The 22,867-nt window shown below is 60.2% G+C and carries 18 protein-coding genes and 1 pseudogene; 6 read left to right on the forward strand and 13 right to left on the reverse strand.

Annotated features, from left to right (window positions below):
* The first annotated feature begins 7 nt into the window (after positions 1-7).
* On the forward strand, positions 8-1,168 hold the full coding sequence (locus TM49_RS13905; RefSeq protein ID WP_045682118.1) for an alpha/beta hydrolase: 1,161 nt from the start codon (positions 8-10) through the stop codon (positions 1,166-1,168).
* Positions 1,169-1,549: 381 nt separating this feature from the next.
* On the opposite strand, the gene TM49_RS13910 is transcribed toward TM49_RS13905, so the two are convergent.
* The 3 genes from TM49_RS13910 to TM49_RS13920 form a co-directional block, all read right to left on the reverse strand.
* Entirely contained in the window at positions 1,550-3,019 is a 1,470-nt protein-coding gene (locus TM49_RS13910; RefSeq protein WP_045682120.1) for an aldehyde dehydrogenase, read from the reverse strand.
* A 32-nt stretch (positions 3,020-3,051) separates the two neighbouring features.
* A complete protein-coding gene (locus TM49_RS13915; protein WP_045682122.1) occupies positions 3,052-3,630 on the reverse strand; it encodes a flavodoxin family protein in 579 nt (192 codons plus the stop codon).
* 79 nt (positions 3,631-3,709) lie between these two features.
* On the reverse strand, positions 3,710-4,105 hold the full coding sequence (locus TM49_RS13920; protein ID WP_045682124.1) for a DoxX family protein: 396 nt from the start codon (positions 4,103-4,105) through the stop codon (positions 3,710-3,712).
* A 119-nt stretch (positions 4,106-4,224) separates the two neighbouring features.
* Here TM49_RS13920 and TM49_RS13925 point away from each other — a divergent pair, with 119 nt between their 5' ends.
* Positions 4,225-5,130 carry a LysR family transcriptional regulator gene (locus TM49_RS13925; RefSeq protein WP_045682126.1) on the forward strand — a complete coding sequence of 302 codons (906 nt, stop codon included), beginning with the start codon at positions 4,225-4,227 and terminating at the stop codon, positions 5,128-5,130.
* Positions 5,131-5,998: 868 nt separating this feature from the next.
* Here TM49_RS13925 and TM49_RS13930 read toward each other — a convergent pair.
* The 9 genes and pseudogenes from TM49_RS13930 to TM49_RS13965 form a co-directional block, all read right to left on the reverse strand.
* Positions 5,999-7,078, reverse strand: coding sequence for a Gfo/Idh/MocA family protein (locus TM49_RS13930; protein ID WP_045685243.1), 1,080 nt, complete (start codon positions 7,076-7,078; stop codon positions 5,999-6,001).
* Between the two features lie 36 nt (positions 7,079-7,114).
* Positions 7,115-8,101 (reverse strand): annotated as a pseudogene (locus tag TM49_RS23070) (Gfo/Idh/MocA family protein); the annotation flags it as partial.
* Between the two features lie 10 nt (positions 8,102-8,111).
* Complete coding sequence (locus TM49_RS13935) at positions 8,112-9,239, reverse strand: ABC transporter ATP-binding protein (RefSeq protein WP_082074744.1); 1,128 nt, start codon at positions 9,237-9,239, stop codon at positions 8,112-8,114.
* A 72-nt stretch (positions 9,240-9,311) separates the two neighbouring features.
* Positions 9,312-10,178 carry a carbohydrate ABC transporter permease gene (locus tag TM49_RS13940; protein ID WP_045682128.1) on the reverse strand — a complete coding sequence of 289 codons (867 nt, stop codon included), beginning with the start codon at positions 10,176-10,178 and terminating at the stop codon, positions 9,312-9,314.
* On the reverse strand, positions 10,168-11,070 hold the full coding sequence (locus TM49_RS13945; RefSeq protein ID WP_045682130.1) for a carbohydrate ABC transporter permease: 903 nt from the start codon (positions 11,068-11,070) through the stop codon (positions 10,168-10,170). Before TM49_RS13945 ends, TM49_RS13940 begins: the two co-directional genes overlap by 11 nt.
* Positions 11,071-11,117: 47 nt before the next feature.
* Positions 11,118-12,407, reverse strand: a complete 1,290-nt coding sequence (locus tag TM49_RS13950) for an ABC transporter substrate-binding protein (RefSeq protein WP_045682132.1) — start codon at positions 12,405-12,407, stop codon at positions 11,118-11,120.
* Between the two features lie 106 nt (positions 12,408-12,513).
* Positions 12,514-13,452: a LysR family transcriptional regulator gene (locus TM49_RS13955; protein ID WP_052699849.1), complete on the reverse strand. Its 939-nt coding sequence runs from the start codon at positions 13,450-13,452 to the stop codon at positions 12,514-12,516.
* 657 nt (positions 13,453-14,109) lie between these two features.
* Positions 14,110-15,384, reverse strand: coding sequence for a sulfatase family protein (locus tag TM49_RS13960; RefSeq protein ID WP_158498640.1), 1,275 nt, complete (start codon positions 15,382-15,384; stop codon positions 14,110-14,112).
* 53 nt (positions 15,385-15,437) lie between these two features.
* Complete coding sequence (locus TM49_RS13965) at positions 15,438-16,715, reverse strand: ABC transporter substrate-binding protein (protein WP_045685246.1); 1,278 nt, start codon at positions 16,713-16,715, stop codon at positions 15,438-15,440.
* Positions 16,716-16,976: 261 nt separating this feature from the next.
* On the opposite strand from TM49_RS13965, the gene TM49_RS13970 reads away from it, so the two are divergent.
* The gene (locus TM49_RS13970) at positions 16,977-17,906 is read left to right on the forward strand and encodes a LysR family transcriptional regulator (protein WP_045682137.1); all 930 of its coding nucleotides are present in this window, start codon (positions 16,977-16,979) and stop codon (positions 17,904-17,906) included.
* Positions 17,907-18,296: 390 nt separating this feature from the next.
* On the opposite strand, the gene TM49_RS13975 is transcribed toward TM49_RS13970, so the two are convergent.
* Positions 18,297-19,325 (reverse strand): LacI family DNA-binding transcriptional regulator, encoded by a 1,029-nt coding sequence (locus tag TM49_RS13975; RefSeq protein WP_158498641.1) that lies wholly within the window; start codon positions 19,323-19,325, stop codon positions 18,297-18,299.
* Positions 19,326-19,747: 422 nt separating this feature from the next.
* On the opposite strand from TM49_RS13975, the gene TM49_RS13980 reads away from it, so the two are divergent.
* Genes TM49_RS13980 through TM49_RS13990 form a run of 3 tightly spaced genes read left to right on the forward strand, consistent with a single transcriptional unit; the run spans position 19,748 to position 22,820 of the window.
* A complete protein-coding gene (locus tag TM49_RS13980; RefSeq protein ID WP_045685247.1) occupies positions 19,748-20,641 on the forward strand; it encodes a carbohydrate ABC transporter permease in 894 nt (297 codons plus the stop codon).
* A gap of 4 nt (positions 20,642-20,645) precedes the next feature.
* A complete protein-coding gene (locus TM49_RS13985) occupies positions 20,646-21,503 on the forward strand; it encodes a carbohydrate ABC transporter permease (RefSeq protein WP_045682141.1) in 858 nt (285 codons plus the stop codon).
* A gap of 27 nt (positions 21,504-21,530) precedes the next feature.
* The gene (locus TM49_RS13990) at positions 21,531-22,820 is read left to right on the forward strand and encodes an ABC transporter substrate-binding protein (protein WP_045682143.1); all 1,290 of its coding nucleotides are present in this window, start codon (positions 21,531-21,533) and stop codon (positions 22,818-22,820) included.
* The last annotated feature ends 47 nt before the right edge of the window (positions 22,821-22,867 follow it).

The raw sequence follows: 22,867 nt of genomic DNA on the forward strand, positions 1-22,867 counted from the left end.
AGATACGATGACGATTGAATTCAGCCACTGGCCCCAAAATTATGGAAAGTCATTCCAGGTCACCAAGATCCTCGGCCTTGCCTCCCTCGGCTTCGCCGATGTCACGGAGATTTTCGAGGCGTGCAAACGGATCGATCCCGCGATCGACGAGACATGGGTCAGGGAGTGGCGTGCGACCGCAGAGGCTGTGGAACGGCATGGCCGGGAGGCCGAGGCGACCGGAAACTGGCTCTCCGCGCGCGATGCCTATGCACGCGCCTGCAATTACATCAGAACCGCGGAATTCATGGTGAAGGATGACGAGGCGGAGAAGCTGCGCATGATCCGCAAGTCGCAGGAGCTTTTCGAAGCCGCGGGTCAGTATTTCGATGTCAGGCCCGAAAAGGTGCAGGTCCCCTATGAGGATGCTGTGCTTGACGGCTATTTATTCTCGCCGCACTGGATAGAGGGACCGAAACCGACGCTGTTTGCCCTGAACGGCGGCGAAGAACACTCCACGGAGAACTATTTCAACCTCGGTCCGGCCTTCATCGCGAGCGGCTACAATTTCTTCGTTTATGATCAGCCGGGAACGGGGCTTTCACTTTACGAGAAGGGCAAGACCCGCCGCGCCGACAGCGAGGCTTTTCATTCCAAGGCGATCGATTTCCTGCTCACGCGGCCAGAGGTGGATCCGGACAGGATCATCGTATTCGGAGAGAGCTTCTCCGGCTACGATTCCTTGCGCTTCGCCGCCTTCGATCAGCGCATCGCCGCCGTCATCTCGGATGGCGGCACGCACAAGTTCGACTGGCCGGCCATGCTTAAGTGGATGCCCCCAAGCCTTGCCGCCCATGGCCTGCGCATCCTTGGCGCAGAAAGCCCGGAGGATTTCGCCAACAATCCCCGGTTCGCTTATGATCTTGAGGGCGTTCTGCACCAGATCGAATGTCCGCTCCTGGTCGTGCACGGCGCGGAAGAGGCTCTGGTTCAGCCAAATCCGCTCAAGCAGGCCCTGACGAACTTCGAACAGGCCGGCTCCAGCAACAAGACGTTTTTCCCGATCGAGGATCGGCGTCTTGGCGGCCTGGAGCACTGCCAGGTCGACAACAAGCATGTAGCTCGGGAAGTGGTGTTGAACTGGCTTTGCACCATCGGCCTCGGCCCGTCAGCACCGCGCTCCGCATAATCCGAGCCCATCGGCCTGATCTGGCCGGGCCGATTTCGTTTCGGGCCGGCCAACAAGGACGTTCGGGTGCGTACTTTGGGCTCGGCTATCTCAGCTAAAAACTGCTGTTACCAGCGACGGCCGATTATCACACCCATTTGCGCCGGGATCGTAGCCTTGCGGGCAATCTCCCAGATGATTTCGCCCACATTGCTCGTGTGCATCGCGAGGACTTGAAGGGATATGAACCTAAAACCCGTTCACTGGAGTCGCTGAACGGTTGACCGCAAGCGGCTGAACTGGGCGGCATGAATTTGCGCCATTACTGGCGGTCTTCGGCTTGAACATAGTGACGGCTTTGCCCTTCGCCAAATACCTTGCGCCGGCCGGAGCGTAGTCGCCCTATTCAGAGAACGGATAGCGCGGAGCCCTGGGACCTTCGATCGTGATCCACTGGACGTCTGTGAATTCCTCGAACCCGATGGCGCCGCCCGAGCGTCCGTAGCCACTGTCCTTGACCCCGCCGAAAGGGATCTGCGCCTCATCATCCAGTGTGGCCCCGTTGAGGTGGGACATTCCGGCGTTGAGGCGTTTCGCCATGTCGAGCGCCAGTGTCACGTCACGGCTGAAAATCGCCGAAGACAGACCATAGTCGTTGTCGTTGGCAACGCGCAGGGCGTCCTCCGGGCCATCGACGATCACCACCGAGGCGATCGGGCCGAAGGATTCCTCCTGGTAGAGACGCATCGCGGGCGTGACACCCTTCAGCACGGTCGGAGCAACACATCGGCCATCCGCCGTGCCACCGGCCAGACACTCGGCGCCCTTGGAAACGGCATCCGCGGTCATCTCGACCAAGCGCGTTGCCGCAGCCTGGTTGATCACCGGCCCCAGAACGGTGCTTTCCTTTCGCGGATCGCCATGCGGCACCTTCCGCGCCACGGCGGCAAGGCGCTCACAAAATTCGTCCGCAATGGAACGGTCGACGATGATCCGCTCCGTCGAAAGGCACCCCTGGCCGGCATTGGCGAAAGAGCCGAAGGCTGCGGCGCTGACCGCCCGGTCCAGATCGGCATCGGCGAGAACGATAAAGGGCGCCTTGCCGCCGAGTTCGAGCACCGCGCGTTTCAGATGGCCTCCCGCCTTCTCCGCGATGATCCGTCCAATGCGCGTCGAGCCCGTGAAGTGGATGCGGCGAACGTCGCGATGCGCGATCAAGGCATCGACCACCTCGGCTGCGTTATCCGGGGCGTTGGTAATCAGGTTGACGACACCGTCGGGAAGGCCTGCGTCGGCAAAGCATTGCACAACGAGCGCCTGTGTCAGCGGCGTCTGCTCCGAGGCCTTGATAACCGCCGTGTTACCCACGATTAGGGCTGCGGGCACCGAGGCGCCGACCAGTAGCACCGGCGCGTTCCACGGAACGATGCTCACCACGACGCCGGCAGGTTTGCGGATCGCCATCATAGTGCGGTCGGGATTGTTGGAGGGGATCGCTTCTCCGGTCAGGCCCTGGTAGGCCGCGCCGGCTGCAAAGCGGAGCTTCTCGCAAAGCACCTTGACGTTGTAAGCCCCCCAGCCGGCAGGGCCGCCCATCTCGGCGGTGATCGCGGTCGCGATTTCTTCGGCACGGGCTTCGACAGCATCGGCCGTGGCCATCAGGTAATCTCTCCGCATATGCGGCGCAAGCGAAGCCCAGGGAGCGAAGGCCTGCCGGGCTGCCTTGATGGCCCGATCGACGTCACCCGCTCTGGCGGCAGCGGCGCGGGACGCAATCCCGCCGGTATAGGGATCAAGGCAGGTATAGGTTTGTCCGGTTTCGGAGGGCGACCAGCGCCCGCCGATGAAAAGCGTATTCTCATTCGTCGTCATGTATGTTTTCCTTCCGTGCAACGCTGCTCGGATCAGGCCGCGCGTCCCGCGGCGAACTGGGTTGCCACGGCGGCAACGCGCGCGCCATAGAGACGTGCAGTCTCTAGGTCGCCTTCCGACATCTCTGCCGGAGCGGCATCGGCATCCGACTGGGCCATCGGACCAACATAGGCGCCCATCCGGTTCAGGTCGTCGCGCTTTGCGGCCTTGGTGTTGGCGGGCTTGATTGCGAGCGACACCCAGTGCCCGCCATGCTGACCGGCGAGAAGCATGAAATACTGGAGCGTGTTCAGCTTGTCGCCATTGATGCTGGCGGAGTTGGTGAAACCGCCCATGACCTTGTTTTCCCAAGCGCCGGCGAACCACGGCTTGGAGGAGGCATCGGCAAATTTTTTGAACTGCCAGCTGGGGCCGCCCATGTAGGTCGGCGCACCAAAGATTATAGCATCCGCGGCAAGGAGGGTTTCCCAGGCACTGTCGGGGATATTGCCCTCGGCATCAATGGCGATCAGCGTTCCACCGGCGCCCTCGGCAACGGCCTCGGCGACGCGAAGGGTATGGCCGTAGCCCGAGTGATATACGACTGCGGTGAGAGTGGTTTTACTGGTCATTTTTACATCCTGATGTTCTGAGGATTGGGTGCGTCAGCAGAAAAGCACCGGCACACACTTTTGATGGGCAGATGATGCGTCAGCGACGGATCGGAAGGAGGTCGCGAAGACGCGGGTCACGCAGATAAAGACCACCCCAGGCCAGAAGGCCCAGCAGAAGAGAGAGAAGCTCGGGCGGAGACCCGATTTCGCCCAGGCGGAGGTGCGCGCAGATCGCGCCACCGAGAAAACCGGTGATCAGGATTGCGCCGAGGAAAGAGGTGGCCGGAATGGCATAAAGGATTACGCAAGCAAGCATGATCATGCCCAGAACCGGGGCGATGGTCGTCTCAAACCCCGCCTCTCCAAGCATGCCAGCGGCAAGATCCGGGACAAAGAACTGCACCGAGGCGTCCAAAGGCAGCGCCACGATGACCAGGGCGCTTGCTGAACGTCCGATCCAGAATAGGCGGTCTGGCCTCACTCTCTCCGACATGATGTTCCCTGTGTGAAGTGTCGTTACGTCCCCCTGTCTATCGGACACCATCTATGTCATAAATCATGATAAGCAGAACGCATTGTTACTCTCAGAGAGAACAGATATCGGGCGGGCGTATGTACAATCTCGAACACCTCCTCATTTTCATCCGTGTCGCAGAGATGCGCAGCTTCAGTCGGGCGGCGGAAAGCCTGGGTATCCAGAAGGGGCGCGCCTCGACCGTCGTGCGGCAGTTGGAGGACGAGCTGGGCGTTCGGCTTCTGCATCGCACGACACGCAGCGTGCAATTGACCGAGGACGGGCGAAGCTTTCAGGAGCGCGCGCGGGAACTGCTGACCGATTTCGACGAACTGCAGTCGATGTTTGCAGAGGACGGCGTCGGGCTGCGGGGGCGCCTTCGGGTCGATCTGCCCACCGAACTGGCACGCACGACGATCGTGCCGGTCCTGCCGGACTTCATGGCCGCCTATCCCGCGTTGGAGCTGGAGATGTCGAGCACGGATCGGCAGGTTGACCTGGTCGAGGAAGGGTTCGACTGCGTGTTGCGCCTCGGGCCGGTCGGAGACGAAACGTTGATCGCCCGCCCATTGGGCCGGCTGCGCATGGTGAACGCCGCCAGCCCGGCCTATCTCGCGCGGCGCGGCACCCCACGAACGCTGGAGGATCTGCGGCTTCAGGATCACCGGACGATCCACTACAGCCGGTCCCTCGGCGCAAAACCCTATGGCTGGGAATATCCGGATGGCGATGGCTATGCCACTTTGCCCTTGCCCGGTGCCCTGCATGTCAACAGCGTGCAAAGCTATGAGGCCGCGGGCCTCGCAGGCCTTGGCCTGATCCAGGCTGCACAGACGGGTATTCACCGTCATTTGGAGAGCGGAGCCCTGGTGGAGGTTCTGCCCGATTTTCGCCCGGAACCACTCGACGTATGTCTCGTCGTAGCGCACCGCCGCAACCTCTCGCGCAGGGTTCGCGCATTCATGACATGGATCGCAGAGGTCCTCGCGCCCTACCTGGAATAGCACGACAGTTGCGTATCTATTTGTTTCTTATGGTGACAAATTGAGTCCGTCGTGTTGGTGGTCTCCGCGTCCATTTCCGGATTTGGCCATGTGGATAGGCTCAGGCAGGCGATCACGCAGCGTGATTTCCGACACCTTTTGCCTTTCGGCAACGGTGGGGGATGGTCAGTTCTCAACGGCAATCAATAACTCAGCAGGTCAATCCGTACGCTCAAGAAATCGTGGCTTCGAACAAGGATGTGAACCGGGCGTCGATTCACAGGTCATTAACTGATACGACCCCACGTGGACATGGAATGCCGTACCTGACGCACCTCCTTGAGGTTGTTGGCGTACTTTTTGAGCTACCTGACTAGATCCTTCCAATGAACCCGCTATTCGGACGCTTCACCGCGAGAGTCCGCTCTCGGGACGCAGGGCCGCTTCTTTGAATGACCGATATGGGGGCGCCTTCCGGACCGGCAGCAAGGGGGCCGACTGCTGACTGGCAGGTTTGGTCTCACCAATTAGCGAAGCGGACGTTCGGGCTTGAGAGGCATATAGTCGCTTTCGGCCCAGAGCCGACCTTCGTGCCAGGCGCGGCGGATGACCTGTGTCCGCCCAAAGCGGCTGATGCCAGATGGTAGTGAAAGCGGGTTATGGCGAATGCGCACTGCAAGATGCCCAAGACTCTCCGGAAAAATGGAGGGAAGTCGGGTCTCAGATCACTTCGCGTCTCCCGCTTGTTTCCTCCTCTTCAAACCGTTTCCGGGCCGTTTCGGTTCCCGAGCGTTCGAGGATTTGCAAGAGGCGAGGCCGCAAGCGGGTGTCGAACGAAAAAGGCCGCGCTCGGATGGACGCGGCCTCTGGTCGTCTTCGGCGATATGTTTCAGACCAGCGCGGCTTCCGGCAGCCAGGAGCGGTAGAGCGGGTGGTCGGCCTTGATCGGCATTGGCGTCGGCATGCCGGTGCGCTGGGAATGATAGGCGGCGGTCACAAGCTCCAGCGAACGGCGGGCGTCCTCGAGTGTCACCGGAGGTTCGGTGCCGTCGACGAGCGCCTTGTGGAGGAGCTGGAACTGGCGGGTATAGCCGTCCTCCTCCTCCTTGTAGCCCGAAAGCGCTTCATTGATGCGTGCCTGATGTTCTTCAGTGCCGGCCGTGAAGGTCCAGGGATCGCGGCCCATCGTGTAGGGCTCCAGCACGCTTTCTGCGACGAGATCGGCAAAGCAGAAGCGCAGGCGCGAGATCTCCTTGCGGGAGCCGAGCGTCATCGAAAGTGCTGCGAGCGAGCCGTTCTCCATCTTCACCGACAGTGTCGCGGTGTCCTCGACCTCGATCGGGTTTACCAGCGTCGTGCCGTGGCTGAAGACTTCAGCGCAAGCGCCCTGGACATAGTTGAGCATGTCGTGGGCATGGATTGCGTGGCCAAGCAGGCCGCCGCCGAGTTCGCTCTTCCACTTGCCGCGCCACGGAACCGCGTAGTAATCCGGCCCGCGCCACCAGTGGGTCTCGATGGTGGTGAGATAGGCCCGGCCCGTCAGCCCGTGCTCGATGAGATATTTGAGCTTCTGCAGGCCGGTGCCATAACGATACTGGAAGATCGGCATCACCACACGATCGGTGGTGCCGACGATCTCCATCATCGCGTCGACATCGGCGATCGAGCCGAAGAGCGGCTTCTCGCAGATCACATGCTTACCGGCCTCGATGGCGCGCTTGCAGAGTTCGAAATGCGAATCCGGCGGGGTGCAGATGTCGATGATGTCGAGGTCGTTGCGGGCAAGCAGCGTGTCCACATCCTGGGTATAGTCGGCAATCTTGTGCTCGGCGCAGAGCGCGCGGCCGCGCTCCTCATCGAGCGAGCACAGCACGGCGACCTCGAACAGGTCCGGGTTCCAGCCGAAGCCGGAAAGATGCCGTGCGGCGATGCCGGCGCCGATCACGCCGACGCGAAATTTCCTGGTCATTGCAGATTTCCTCCCTAGCCGCCGATCCGGGCGGCATTTTGCCTGCGCCTCGAGCGAGAGGCGGCAGACTTCATAGACATGCGCCTGCGACATTGCCGTTTCGGTGCGCTCACCGACATCATCGACAAAGGCGCGGAAATAGATGAGCTCCTCGCCGCTGCAATCGATGTAGGTCTTTTCCTCACCGTTGACGAGGAACAGGTGATCCTTGCCGGGCCGGCCGCAGATGTCGATATACTTGCGCAGTTCGATATAGCCCTCGGTGCCGAGGATGGTCAGTCGGCCGTCGCCCCAGGTGCCGAGCGCGTCCGGCGTGAACCAGTCGACGCGGACATAGCCGGTGGCCTTGTCGGAGCGCAGCAGCAGGTCGCCGAAATCCTGGAAGGCGGGCTTTTCCGGCATGGAGAAGTTGCCGACGCTGCTGGCCACGACCTCGCCGCTGGTCGAGCCGGTATAGAACAGGAACTGGTCGATCTGGTGCGAGGCGATGTCGACGATGATGCCGCCGAAGCGCTCGGGATCGAAGAACCAGTCGGGCCGGGTGGGAAGCTGCAGCTTGTGCGGCCCGGTGCCGATGGTCTGGACCACCCGGCCGATCGCGCCCTCCTGCACCAGCCTGCCGGCCTTGACGGCGGAGCGGACGCTGTGGCGCTCGGTAAAGCAGATCGAGAAGATCCTGCCGGTCTCTTCCTGGGTCTTGCGAACCTCGGCCAGTTGCTCGAAGGTCGTCAGACCCGGCTTGTCGACCATCACGTCCTTGCCGGCCTTCATGGCACGGACCGCGAGCCCGGCGCGGTCGGCGGGGATGGCAGCGATGCAGATGACGTCGATCGTCGGATCATCGAATATCCTGTCGCGATCGAGCTTGGGGACGTCCGGATAGCTTTCCTCCATCGCCGTGACGACACCGGGCGCGGTGGTTTCCGGGCAGTAGCCGACAAATTCGGCGCCAGCCGCCAGAAGCCCCTTCACATGGTCGAATATATGGCCGTGGTCGAGACCGACGGCTGCAAACCTCAACATTTCTCACTCCTCATTCCGGGCCGGTCCCTGCCGGCCGCGTCCTCGAATTCCTGTTTGTGCTCGATAAGGCATCCTCCGTGGGCTTCACGGATATGCTCTGTTCTCGGCTGTCGAAAAAATGGGCCTTGTCGAAATCGAAGAACACCTCGACCTGGTCGGCCACCCGCGGCTGCCCATCAAGCAGAACTGTCAGAGGCTGGCCGTCGGCGAGGCTGGCATAAACCACGGTCTGGCCGCCGAGATTCTCCACCAGGTCGACGCTTGCAGAGCCAAGTCTGATGCCGCCGTCACGAGGTTCGATCCGGATATGCTCAGGGCGGATGCCGAAAGTCGCTGCCGGCGTCACGGGAGCGGGCGCCGGCAGCGATACGCCGCCCACTCTGATGCCGTTGGTCGCGGGCTCCGTGGTCAGGAAGTTCATCTTCGGCGAACCGATGAAGCCGGCTACGAAGCGATTATGGGGTGTGTTGTAGAGATCAAGCGGTGTGCCGACCTGCTCGATGCGACCGTTGTTCAGCACCACGATCTTGTCGGCCATGGTCATTGCCTCGACCTGGTCGTGAGTAACGTAAATCGTCGTGTTGCCGAGCCGCTTGTGAAGCTTGGCAATCTCAACGCGCATCTGCACGCGAAGCTCGGCATCGAGGTTGGAAAGCGGCTCGTCGAACAGGAAGAGCTTCGGTTCGCGCACGATAGCTCGTCCGATCGCCACGCGCTGGCGCTGGCCGCCGGATAACTGGCGCGGTTTTCGCGCAAGGAGTTGTTCAATCTGCAGGATCTCCGCTGCATCTTGAACGCGGCGCTTGATTTCCGCCTTCGACATTTTTGCCGTTTCCAACCCAAAGGCGAGATTTTTGTAAACCGACATGTGCGGGTAGAGCGCATAGGACTGGAAGACCATGGCGATGCCGCGTTCGTAGGGGGCGATCCGATTGACCTTCTCCCCGTCGATCATCAAGTCGCCGCCGGTGATCTTCTCGAGGCCAGCGACCATGCGAAGTAGCGTCGACTTTCCGGACCCGGACGGGCCGACGAAGACCACGAATTCACCGGGGTCGATATGAAGGTCGACGCCGTGAACGACTTGAAGTTCGCCGTATGACTTAAAGATGTTGTGCAACTCAACGGTGGATGACATGGATTGCCTCCCGGATGGGCTTAAGTTCTGTGTTCTGGTGGTCGCCGAAGAGGCGGTAGGCCAACGCTCTCGTCATCGCTTCATCCCCGTGGTGGCTATGCCCTCGATGAGTAGCTTCTGGAACACTAGGAAGAAGCCGAAAACGGGCACCAGCGACAGGACGGACATGGCGAACAGGCCGCCGAAATTCGACACGCCGGTCGAATCCACGAAGGTCCTGAGGCCGAGCATGGCGGTATATTGCTCCATGTCGTTCAGATAGATCAGCGGCCCGAGGAAATCGTCCCAGGTCCAGATGAAGGTGAAGATCGAGGCGGTGGCCAGCACCGGCATCGACAGCGGCATGATCACCTTCCAGTAGATCCGCCAGGGCGAGCAGCCATCCATCATCGCCGCCTCGTCGAGTTCCTTCGGGATACCGCGGAAGAACTGCACCATCAGGAAGATGAAGAAGGCATCGACTGCGAGGAATTTCGGCACCACCAGCGGCAGGAAGGTGTTGACCCAGCCTAGTCCCCGAAACAGCACATATTGCGGTATCAGGGTCACGTGATAGGGCAGCATCAGGGTCATCAGCATCAGCGCGAAGAACACGCGTCGGCCCCTGAAATCTAAACGCGCGAAGGCGAAGGCGGCGAGCGAGCAGCTGAACACATTGCCGATAACGCAGAGGATCGCGACCAGGAAGGAATTGCTGAAGAACCGGCCGAAGCTGACCGGAAGCCCGTTCCAGCCCTCGATGTAGGACCTGAGGCTGAAGCTCGATGGGATCAGGCTTGCCGAGGAGAAGATTTCGTTCTCGGGCCTGAACGAGGCCGACAGCATCCACAAAAGCGGATAGATCATCGCGATCGAGGCGCCGATCAGCAGCACGTGAACGAGAATGCCGACGAGGCGAGAACGCGTCGTGGCTTCGGAAAGCGTGGCGTTATTCGTCATAGTGCACCCAATAGCGGCTGGTGAGGAAGGCAAAGGCCGTGAACAGCGCGATGATGATCAGTAGCACCCAGGCAAGCGCTGAAGCGTAGCCCATGCGGAAATAGCCGAAGGCTTCCTGATAGAGATAGAGGGTGTAAAACAGCAGCGAATTGACCGGGCCGCCCGAACCGTTCGAGATGATGAAGGCGGGTGTGAAGGTCTTGAACGCGTCAATGGTCTGGATGATAGCGTTGAAGAAGATCACCGGAGTCAGAAGCGGCACGGTGATTCGCACGAACTGCCGCCAACGGCTGGCGCCGTCGATCTGCGCCGCCTCGTAGACGTCGGCGGGAATCTGCCGCAGGCCGGCGAGGAAGACGATCATCGGGGAGCCGAACTGCCAGACGGCGAGGACAATCAGGGTCCACAGCGAATAGTTCGGGTTCGATATCCAGCTTGGACCCTCGATACCAAACTGGGCGAGGAACTGGTTGACCAAGCCATTGCCGGCAAAAAGCTGCCGCCAGAGGATGGCGATCGCGACGCTCGCGCCGAGGAGCGAGGGCAGGTAGAACAGCGCCCGGTAAAGCGGCAGGCCGCGGATACCGCGGTTGAGCAGGATCGCGACGACCAGAGCGAAGACGAGCTTCAGCGGAACGGAAAACAGCACGTAGACGAAGGTGACCCTGACCGAGGTCATGAACTTGGCGTCGGCCGTGAACATACGGACGTAATTTGCCGTTCCGACCCAGTCCGGAGCCGTCAGCAGGTCGAAATCCGTGAAGGAAAGATAGAGCGACCAGAGGATGGGACCGAGGGACAGACACAGGAAACCGATCCCCCAGGGGAGCAGGAAAAGATAGCCTGCGCCTTCCGCTGAGGCGTACCACGGGCGAGCCTTTCCCCTAACCATCCCCCCGCGCGGGGGGACGGCGTCAGAAGGCGTTGTGATCGTCATGGTCAGCTCCGGCTCAGGAGTTCGTTCGCCTGCTGGACCAGGTCGGGACCTGCGTCGTCAGGCTTCTGCATTCCGAAGGCGACCTGCTGGCTGATATTGGCCAGAACCGACTGGTTGATCTCGCCGGCCGCCGTCGGCGGTGAAGGCGGGATCGGTCCGAGGATGTCGCCGAGGCTCGAGACATATTCGAGGCTTGCCCGCTCGAGCGGCGTCAATGTCGGGGCGAGCGCCTCACGCACCGCCTCCGAACACGGGATACCGCGCTCGGTGCCGAGAACCTTCGCCGCTTCAAGGTCATTGACGAAGAAGCTGAGGAATTTGGCGGCTTCGGCCTTTGCGCGCGACGAGGTGGCGATCGAGAAGAACATCGAAGGCTTGCGATACTGACCGCCGGTCGCATCGGCCGCGATCAGCGGAAAGGGAGCGAGAGCGAGCGGATCCTGCATCAGGGCCTGATAGGCAACCAGGAGATTGGAGTTGTCCGTCTGGATGGCCGCCTTGCCGGTCACCAGCATGGAGGATTCCATCGGTCCCGTACCAAGCGCGGTGTCCTCGGCGGAAACGCAAACGCCGGCATCCCGCAGCTTCGACCACATGATAAACCACTCGGTGGCGTCGTCGGCGTCGAAGGCGAGCTTGCCATCGGCGGTGTAGAGCGCCTTTTTGCGCTGGCGTAGCCAGCTTTCGAGAACCTGTTCGTTGCCGGAGGAATCGGTGATCACGCTGATGCCCTTCGGCAGGCCGGCCTGCTTGAAGAGATCGGCATATTCGTAGAGCTGGTCATAGGTGAAACCGCCCTGCGGCAGTTCGATCCCGGCTTTCTCAAGGATGACGGTATTGTAGACGCAGGCCATCGAATTCGCACCGAGGCTGATGCCGTAGAGCTTGCCGTCGACGGAGCCGCCCTGGATCTGGTCTTCGTCGAAGTCGTCGAGATTGAGCTGCTGGCCGACGAATTCGTCAAGCGGCGCAATCGCGTTGCGTGACGCGTATTCGGTGATGTAGCGGTAATCCATCTGCACGACGTCGGGTGCATTGCCGCCGGCGATCTGGGTCGCGAGCTTGGTCCAGTAGTCGTTCCACGACAGAAACTCGTTCTGGACGGCGATGCCGGTCTTGTCGGCGAAAATCGCGCTGGCCTGGCCCGTCTTGTCGGCGCGGGCCTGTCCGCCCCAGAAGATAAGGCGTAGCCTGTCGGCTGCGGCGTGGGCGATGTTGCTGCTCAAGCCGGCGGTGACTGCTGTAAGGCCGGCAATCTGCATGAACTGACGGCGACCAATGTGATTGATCATATGCTCCTCCTTTGATGCCGAATTCTCCTCAATCGGCGAGAAATGAGGTTATCAACCGGCCAAGCATATGAAAAATACGATTTTCCGACAGCGTTATAGATTCGATCTATGTGTTAGGTTTATCTGGAACGTCAAATCGCGCTAAGCCCAATGCACGAATTTCATCAATCAGCGCGGCGGTTCTTGGGTTCTGATCGGCGTCCTGAGTGGCGTAGATTCCGACATTCTCAAGCGGATTGGTATGGCTAGGCAGCAATGCGACCTCCCTCAGGCCCTTCTCCACGAGCTTATCAGCCAGAAGCGTGGTGAAGCGAAGGACACCATCGCTGTGGAGCATGTAGTCGATGCAGGCGGACATGGAGTTCGAGGCGAAGCCATGACCGTCGATCCTGTAGCGGGGGCTGCCTTCGCCGTCGGGCTGGCGCAGGAATAGTCGTTCATAGCGCTGGTCCGGCGAGCCCGGCGAGACGCGGGGATAGGCCTGGATATCCTCCCGCCTGCGCGGTTCGCCGAGCAGAGGATGTCCCTCTCGTACGAAATAGCCCTGCCGCGCCCTACAGAACGGCACGAAGCGCGTGTTGAACTCCGCCGCGATGGATGGCGTTTCGTGCCCGACAAACATCGAAATCTCGCCGGCCAGAAGTTGATCCATACAGCGTAGTTGGTTGCCGATACTGACGTGGACCGGCGCTTCGGGGTAGAGCCTGCGATGCTCGAAAGCCCAGTCGCGCAGGAAAAGAACCCACCATGTGTAACCGGTGCCGATGCTAATCGAGCGTTCCGTTTGCATCCGCTGCCGTTCGATGAGGTCGATGGTATTGTCGTAGAGCCGGCGCATCACGCGCACGTTTTCGAAGAGCGTCATGCCATATGGCGTTAGCGTCACGCCGCGGGCTGTACGCTTGAACAGAGTGACACCGAGGTTCTCTTCGAGTTTCCGGATGTTGAAGGTTAGGGTCGGCTGCGTGACATTCAATAATTGCGCCGCCCGGCTGAAAGATCCGGATTCCGCGATCGACAGAAACTGTTGCAGAATTTTGTCCATCTAACCTCCCCCATATTGTGCCAGCGCGTTCTATAGCAAGCGGTTGAGAGAGTCTGCCTTAGGTTCAGATTTCTTCAATAGGGAGCCAATTGACTTAAAGTTGCTGGAGATCCAGGCTAGAACGTTTGAGTTTTCGATATGCTGGTGGCCAGCATTGTTGCTTAGCTGAGGTCCAAATGTGGTAACTTTGCAATCTTCCGTAACATGTTTTTATTTTTCTCAAGGGCTTAGTGCGAAGTTTTGAAGCGATCTTGGAAATCCGGACACCTTGTCAAGGTGTATCCTTCGAATTGGAGAGACATGAGAATGTCTCCGGAATTTATCGGTCGTGTTTGAAGCGAAGATCGCGCTTGTGGCGATACGCTGTGACAAAGCGAGCCAGAAGATCGCAGCGAAAGGACCATGTGCGCAGGCTGAAAGGTGGGGCTATCGAAAGCGTGGCGGTTGTGTTCGTCCGGTGCTGCTAGATTGGAAAAGTGGACGGAAGAGGTGGCCAAGAAACTGTAGACCAAGGGCCAATTTAGCAGCAACGCCGGATGCTGTTTCTGCCGCAAACGTCGATGGCGCGAAGCTCGACAAGGCTCGTCACCAATGATGCGCTACCTTGCCACGACGATGCGGAGCACCGCACCGATCAGCTTCACCGTGATGAAAGAGCTACGACTCTCTTGGTTCGAGCCTGAAATGCTCCGGCGGGCGCCATGTATGGTCAAGCAGGGGGTCATTTGTGGACCGCATCCATTCATTCAGACGCGCGTCCAATGTTTTAACAATTTCGACATGCCTTGGGTCGTCAATCACATTGCACTGTTCCTGCGGATCGAGCATCACGTTGTGGAGGGCATTTTCGCGCGGTGGGTTGGAAGTCCAGCCATGGTTCACAAAAAGCTGCTTGGTAGGGCCGTCGTCGACATTTGCCAGCACACGCAGCCTGCCGCCATCTAGACGCTTGATGTAGAGCCATTCGTGCGTGCGGATCGCGCGCATCGGTTCGAAAGCTGCGTGGCACGTAACTTCGGCAAAAATCTCTTGCCGGATTTCGGTGACATCCCCCGCCACAAGGGGCATGACGCTCAAACCGCGCAGCCATGGTGGACGACCGAGCCCGGCAAGCTCCATCACGGTGGGAAAAATATCCAGCTGTGAAATGAGCGCATCGACCACTTTGCCACCTGCAAACCCCTGTGGTCCGCGCATGACAAGTGCAACACCGGTGCCCGCATTGCCCAGATTACATTTGGCGCCCGGCCAGGGAAGGCCGTGATCGGTGGTGAAGATCACAAGCGTATTCGCCGCCCTTCCGGACGCAGCCAGCGCGGCCAGCACCTGACCAACGGCGTCGTCGACACTGCGTAAGCTTGTGTGCAGGCGAGCTGTGTCGAGCCTGTTTTCCGCGGTGTCCGGATAGCCCGGCGGAACAGCGATGTAGTTCGGCTCCTCGCGCGGATCCGGATCCGGGTAGACGCGGTGCGTTTCAATAAAGCCGACTGACAGAAAGAACGGCTTCTCACTCCTGCGTCGGGCCAGCCATTTGGCCGCCGCCGGTCCGACATCCTGAGCGTGATTGCTCGGCGGGGCCTCGACTTCGTTGTATCCCAGCGATCCGAGGTCTTCCTGCGGCGCAACATGCTGCAGCCCGATCAGCCCGCAGTCGTAGCCGACCTCGCGGAGCACGTGGGCCAGATGGTGTCCGGGCGTGTGGAGGCGGGCGCCACGATGGACCAGCCCCAGCATACCGTTCTCGTGCGGCCAGTTCCCGTTGAGGAGAGCCGCACGACTGGGACTGCAGGTCGGAGCCGCGGTGTGGGCATTGCGGAACAGCACCCCCTCACGCGCCAATTGCGCAATATTGGGAGTGGGCACGGCATGACCGTAGGGAGACACGTAACGGCCTGAGTCATGGGTATGGATGTAGACGATATTCGGGCCCAACATGGCCTCCGGTATGACGGGACGAGGGATGTCTCCCTCGTGCGGTACAAAATTCAGCGCGCGCGCTGCAGCGCCTCTTTGGCTGCGGCGATGAACCCGGTGGCGGCATCTTCCGGCGATCGAGTGTCAAAAGCCACCTCCTGGCTTGCCGCGGACAACAACGCCTCGTTGATTTCCCCGCCGCCACTGGGAGATTGCGGCGGTGGCGGGCTGAGCAACGGCCCCAGTCCGCCGACATAGGCAACCGCCGCCTTGGTGGTTTCGTCCAGCGTGTCCGCGATACCCTCCCGAACATGTGCCGATGCGGGGATGCCGCGTTCGGCGCAGAGGATTTTGTTGGCCTCGACGTCATTGACGAAGAAATTGATGAAGCGGGCGGCTTCGGCCTTGTGCGCAGAGTTTTCGCTGATGGAAAAGAACATGGATGGACGGCGGTAATAGCCACCGGGTGCGTCGAGCGCGATGCGCGGAAAGTTCGTCAGGATCAAGGGTGATGTCGTCAGGACCTGGTGGGCAAGCAGCAGGTTTGAGAACTCGGCCATGGACGCGCTCTGGCCGGTGATCAGGGGGGAGGTGGCCGGACCGTCTGCCATGGCCTGCACATCCGCAGCGACGCAGATACCGGCATCGCGGTAGCCTTTCCACAGGCTGAGCCAGCCGGTCATGTCGGCTTCGTCGAATCCCAGCGCGCCGTCTGCCGTATAGAGCGCTTTTCCCTGTTGACGCAGCCAGTTCTCAAGGCCGGCCCACGAACCCGAACGATCATCCGTGACCGTCTGACTGATGCCGGCGCTCTTGAACGCTTCACCGATGTCATAAAGATCGTCCAGCGTCGTGTTCGGACCCGGAATATCGACATTGGCCGCCGCGAAGACTTCGGTATTGACGATCATCCCGAAAGCGTTTGATCCGAGGCTGACGGCGTAGAGCTTGCCGTTGACCTTGCCGGCATCAAGCTGATCCTGATCGAAGTCGCTGAAATCAAGTTCGTTGCCGACAAACGCGTCGAGTGGCGCGATGCCGCCGCGATTGGCGTATTCTGTGATGTATCGGCCGGCGCCGTCCATCTGCACGACATCGGGTGCGCCGCCTCCGGCCGTCTGGGTCGCGAGCTTGGGCCAGTAATCGCCGAACGCCAAGAATTCGGCCGTCATCGGGATGCCGGTCTTTTCTCCAAACAGTTCAATCACCTTGTAGGTGCGATCTCCCCGCACTTGGTTTCCCCAAAACAGCATTCGCAGTCTGGGTTCCTGTGCCAAGGCGGGCGCGATGTAGCTGCTGGCCAGCAGGGCGGAACTCCCGATCAGCATCTGACGTCTGTTCATGTTCATGATGTGCAATCCTCCTCTGATTTCGAATCCAGAGAGCAGCATGACGAGGGCATAGCGCATCAATCGCGTACGCTGGACGCAGCGATGGCAGGGTTCTCAGCATGGTTTTGGTCGGTGGTCGCCGGACTGCTGTCTGTGCGCCTCCGCCGGCTCCTCCTGCCGGTTGGCGGCGCTGTCGAGCACGAGCTAAACATGGCGTGCATCATTTGTAAAATATGAAATAATGCGCCTAAAATAGACAATGTCTATGAGGATGGAGACATGGATCGTGCCCTTCGCCAGTTTCTCGCCATAGCGGATGCGGGCAGCATCACCGCCGCCGCGCGCATGCTCAACGTGACCCAGCCAACGCTCACGGTGAATATGCAGCGCCTGGAAACGGACCTCGGCCTGCCGCTGCTCAAGCGGACGGCCGAAGGGATGAGGTTGACGTCCTATGGCGAGACGCTGTGCGAAAACGTGCGCATGATGCAGCGGATCTACGACAATGCGCTGATCAATCTGAAGGAGCAGAGCGAGCGCAGCGAAGAAGGGATCGCCCTTGCCTGTGGCGACACCTGGTGGACGCTGTTCATCCGGGACGTCGTCAGGAACTATCGCGCGGACCATCCCACCGCGCCGGTGCGCGTGAACATTGCCGATCAGATCCAGAGCATGGAGCAACTGCTCTCGGGCGATATCAGCCTCTTTGTCTCCTATCGCTTCGATGGTCTGCGCGCCAGCACCGGCGCCAGGTTTATTCCGCTCAGCCAGTCTCCGCCCGGTTATTTCGCCCGCCCGGGCCATCCACTCCTGGATCGACCCCGCACGCGCAAGGAAATCTTTGACTATCCGCGCGCCTACCCCGCCACGCCGGAAAACCGATATCGTGCCTTCATCAACGAGGCGGAACGGCTGGAGACCATCGCCAGTGCGTTTGTGGCGTCGCGATTTGCCTTCGCGTCGAACTCGCTGACGGCTTGTATCGATTATGTCACCGACACGGACGCTGTCTTGCACTTCACTAAACTGCTTAGCCCCGAGATCCGCAGACGAGGTTTGCTTGAGATTACACAGGCAGAGGCGCCGGCCTCAAAGACGATGGGAATCTACCTTCTGGCAGATCGCGCAGCAGATCCGAGGATCGCCGATCTCATAGACCGCATCAAAGCCGCAGCCGAAGGCGTCTTGCCAGCCATTTCCATCCAATAATGTCAAGTCTGGAAGGCGACTGTGCGCACTGTACTAACCCGCAGCCCCTCAATTAAGGTTGGGGGCTGGTAACTCAGCCTCTGCGGCTCAGGGCATTTTCAAGAGAAAAGTTCGATTGTGTTATCGTGGCTGTTCTTGTTCTCCGCCGTATGCAGACCGACAGCTTTCGAGAAACCGGCGGACTGACTTAAAAGGCCGACTTCGAGGCGCAAAATAGACTTGCTGAAACGGGGCTAGGTGCGGAATGGCGGTCGTTGGGAAGCAACGCCGCATCGAGCGCTAAGTGGCTTGTCGTAAGCAAGGGATCGCCAACTGAACATCTCATTGGCCATCTGCATGGCACCGATCGCTGCGATCAGCGAAGGCGTACCTCTCTGGAGCGCCACGACGTTATTTCCCGTCCTCTTGCTCCGTCGCCACAGCTTCTCCTTTTGCTGTACTGTCGCGAGTGACCAGGTTGCCGGGGATGGTCTGGGTTCCGTCTTTCAGGGGGTGATCGTCGGTCAGAATCGTCATCGCCCGCTCTGCCATTGCGACATGTGGCAGTATGATGGTCGAGATGTGGAGGTCCTTGGTGAACTCTCTGTTGTCGTAGCCGATCACCGCGATATCGTCCGGGACCCTCAGTCCGAAGTCCCTTATGGCAGCAATCGCACCGCGGGCGATGATATCGTTCTGGCAAACGATCCCATCGGGACCCGCACCCTGCTCCAGCATTTCGGTTGTTGCGATATGTGCCTGTCGGTGTCCCCAGTCGGTGCTGCATTCGAGCGCCGGGTAATGCGCCAGTCCGGCCTGGTTGAGCGCTCGCCGATAGCCTGCGAGGCGTTCCTTGCAGGCAAGCTGCCAGGGGTCGCCAGTGATCGTCGCTATCCGGCGACATCCTCGGTCTATCAGATGCTGGGTCGCAAGCGCTCCATTGTGCCGCTCGGCGGGAAGAACCGAGGTGCCTGCTCCGTCCTTCCTGCGGCAGTTGAGAAATACGTGCCTGTGGCTATCGAGTGCGGGCGACGGCGTGACGATGGTTGTAAACGCGGTCGCGTAGATAACGCCCTCGGCACCAAGGCGTGAAAAATTCCGAAGCGCGGCAGTCTCATGATCCGGATTGAGGCCCGTGACCTGGATCACGACCTGAAACCCGTGGTCATCCGCGAAGGTTTGCAGAGAGTCGATGAGATCCGTCGGATACGCTGCCGCGAGCTCGTTCATGAGAACGCCGAAAATCCGCTTTTGCTCGGGATCGATATCTTCGATCAGTGGGCCCGGGGCATAGCCCAGTTCGCGCGCGACCCTGATCACATGCTGCCGTGTCGCCTCTGCAATCCGCGTGCCGGGGATGTTGTTCATAACCAGCGATACCGTCGTGCGGGACACTTTCGCAGCGTCTGCGATATCGACCATTCTGATGCGCTTCTTCATCACGTTTCCCCGGTTTACGCAATCATACTTGACAAAGATCCCGACGCGAAGCAGATTGCTAAATAAATTTAGCACCCCGTTGACGGTTTGGAAAACCGCAGATGGAGACCGTTGCAAACTCGTTTGCGCGTCAGGGATTTTGCGTGCTTTCGGGAGATGGAACGAAAAAAGCATGACAGTCAAGGCGGCCTCAACGGAGGCTATCGGCCCGCAGTTGTGTGCCTTCCGGTCTCAGATCATCGATCGGATCGGAGGCGGGTTCCCGGCGTATCAATGCTGTTCTCACCATGCCGGGGAGGCCGGCGCCGGTCCCTGCTACAGGTGATAGAGGACGCCAGAAAACAGATTGAATTGCGGGAGGAGACGCATGGGCAATCCAAATATCGCGCGAAGGTTCGTCGCGCGCAAACTTGAAGTCCGCGATGCCGTGGCGCCGTCCGAGCGGGGGGGAGGGCCGGTCGGCCTTCGTCTTTCTGCTGCCATGGCTGATCGGCATCGTGTTTCTGACGACGCTGCCGATGGTCGGTTCGTTCGTGCTGAGCTTCACCAACTACGATCTTCTTTCGACGCCGCACTGGGTCGGGCTGCAGAATTACGAGCGGATGATGTTTTACGATCCGCGCTACATCAAGTCGCTGGAGGTCACCACCACCTACGTCCTGGTGTCGGTGCCGCTGGCGGTTGCCGTGGCGCTGGTGATCGCGGTGGCACTGTCGAAGCAGACGCGCTCTGCCAACACATTCCGCAGCATCTTCTATCTGCCGTCGCTGCTCGGCGGATCGGTTGCTATCGGGGTTCTGTGGCGGCAGATCTTCGGCAGCACCGGCCTTGTCAACATGGTGCTCGGTGGCCTTGGCTTTCAGACCACGAGCTGGATCGGCGATCCGCGCTATGCTCTGTGGACGCTGATCCTGTTGCATGTCTGGCAGTTCGGCGCGCCGATGGTGATCTTTCTCGCCGGCGTCAGGCAAATCCCGAAGGATATCGTCGACGCCTCGGTGATGGACGGTGCCTCACCGGTGCAGCGTTTCTTCCGCATCACATTGCCACTCCTCAGCCCGCTCATCCTGTTCAATCTAGTGATGCAGACGATCACCGCCTTCCAGGCCTTCGTGCCGGCCTATGTGATTTCCAATGGCTCCGGCGGCCCGGTCGATTCAACGCTGTTCTACACCCTCTACCTCTACCTCGAAGGCTTCAGGAACTTTCACATGGGCTACGCCATGGCAATGGCCTGGGTGCTGCTCGCGATCATCGCGGTGTTCACCGCGATCTCCTTCTACGCCTCGCGCTTCTGGGTCTATTACGAGAGCTGACACGATGACCACCACAACCGAAACCGCTCCGCGTGCGCTGCGCCATTACGGCAAGCTCGCCCTTCTGGTCGCCGTCGCACTGGTGATGGGCTACCCCCTGCTGTGGCTGATTTCGAGCTCGTTCAAGCCGGAATCGCTGATCTTTACCGAGCCTGGGCTTATTCCTGACCAATTCACCCTGTCGAACTATATCGAAGGGTGGAACAAGCTCGGTCTGCCGTTCGGCGCCTTCCTGCTGAATTCGGTGATCATCTGCCTGCTGGCGATCGTCGGAAACCTGTTTTCCTGCTCGCTAGCGGCCTATGCCTTCGCGCGGCTGAAATTCCCGTTTTCCAAATTCGCCTTCGCGCTGATGCTGGCGACGCTGATGCTGCCGTTCCACGTCACCATCCTGCCGCAGTACATTGTCTTTCAGCGCCTCGGCGTGGTGAACACGATCGTGCCGCTGGTGCTGCCGAAGTTCTTCGCCGTCGATGCCTTCATGGTGTTCCTGCTGGTGCAGTTCATCCGCGGCATCCCGCGCGATCTCGACCAGGCTGCGGAGATGGACGGCTGCAATCGTTACCAGATCTTCTGGTACATCATCTTCCCGGTCTGCCGGCCCGCGCTCGTTCTCGTCGCCATCTTCACCTTTCTGTGGACGTGGAACGACTTCTTCGCCCAGCTCATCTACCTGGGCTCTCTCGAAAATTACACCGCGCCGCTGGCGCTCAACCTGTTCATCGACGCAACCAGCGGGGAATCCGCCTGGGGGATGCTGTTTGCGATGTCGGTGATCACCCTTCTGCCGCTCTTCGTGCTGTTCATGCTGTTCCAGCGCCAGATCGCGGAAGGCATCGCGACGACCGGCCTCAAGGGCTGATGTCGAACCCAAAAGGAGGAGAAGAAAATGAATTCGAAGTTCAAAGGCCCATCGCTTGACCGCCGGCAGATGCTGAAGGTCAGCATCGGCGGCACCACGGCGCTGTGGTTAGGCCTCAACGGCCCGGCGCTTGCCGCCGAAAACGTCAAGGTCGGCTGGTACGGCGGGCAGGATACCAATGCCCGTATGCAGAAGGCGCTGGCAATTTTCGCCGAGCGCAATCCGGACATCAATCTCGAGGTCGAGTTCGCGCCCTTCGGCGATTTTTACGACAGGCTGCCGGTGCAATATTCCGCCGGCACCGCGCCGGACATGCACCGCCACTCGATGACCTATCTGTTTAGCTACCTGAAGCGCGGGTTGCTCGCCGACCTGTCACCCCATGTCGGCAGCACCATCGATGTTTCCGGCCTCTATCCCGGCGTTCTCGAAATCGGTACCGATGGTGGCGAGACCCACGCCATCGGCAACAACCAGATTGCCTATGCCGTGTTCTACAATGAGCAGGAGCTCGAAAAGGCCGGTGTGACCGCCGATCTCGAGGGCATGACCTGGGACGGCTATCACGATATCGCGGTGAAAATTGCCGAAGCCGGTGGCAACAACCACTACGGTACTTCGGATGACGGCGGCTCGATGGCGCTGTTCGAAATCTTCCTGACCCAGAGGGGCAAGTCCCTCTATCAGGGCGAGGAGCTGGGCTTCGAGGCCGCGGACCTCACCGAATGGCTCACCTACTGGCAGAAGATGCGCGACGACCGCGCGTGCCCGCCATCCTCGATCTCGGCGGAAAGCGCTGGCTTCCAGAATGCGCCCATGGTGCGGGGGCTTGCCGGCATGCAGGCCGGCTGGTGCCAGCAGCTCATTTTCTACACCGACCTGATGACGACCCCGGTCGGCATTCATTCCGGCCCGGTTCCAGAGGGCGCTGCCGACAATGGACATCTGGTCCGCGCGCTTGACTTCTGGGTCGTGCCGACCCGCTCGAAGCGCATCGAGGAGGGGGCCAAGGTCATCGATTTCCTGCTGAACGACGAGGAGGCCATCAAGACACTTGGTCTGACGCTCGGTGGTCCGGCGTCCCAGAAGGCTACTGATATCCTGCTGGAAAACTCGGAAGGCGCCAACATCAAGGTGCTGAATTACCTGACCGATGTGCGCAAGAACGCGCCGAAGCAGACGCCACGCTGGATCGGAGGTCACGGCGAGCTCGAGCAGCTTCTCTCCCGCCAGAACCAATCGGTTGGCTTTGGCCAGGCGACGCCGGAAAAGGCGGCCGGCGATTTCATCAACCAGTCGAAGATGATCCTTCAGTGATGGTCAGGCGGCGGGCGGGATGCCGCTCGCCGTCGCCATGGAAGACC

The sequence above is a fragment of the Martelella endophytica genome (assembly GCF_000960975.1).
Classification (GTDB): domain Bacteria; phylum Pseudomonadota; class Alphaproteobacteria; order Rhizobiales; family Rhizobiaceae; genus Martelella; species Martelella endophytica.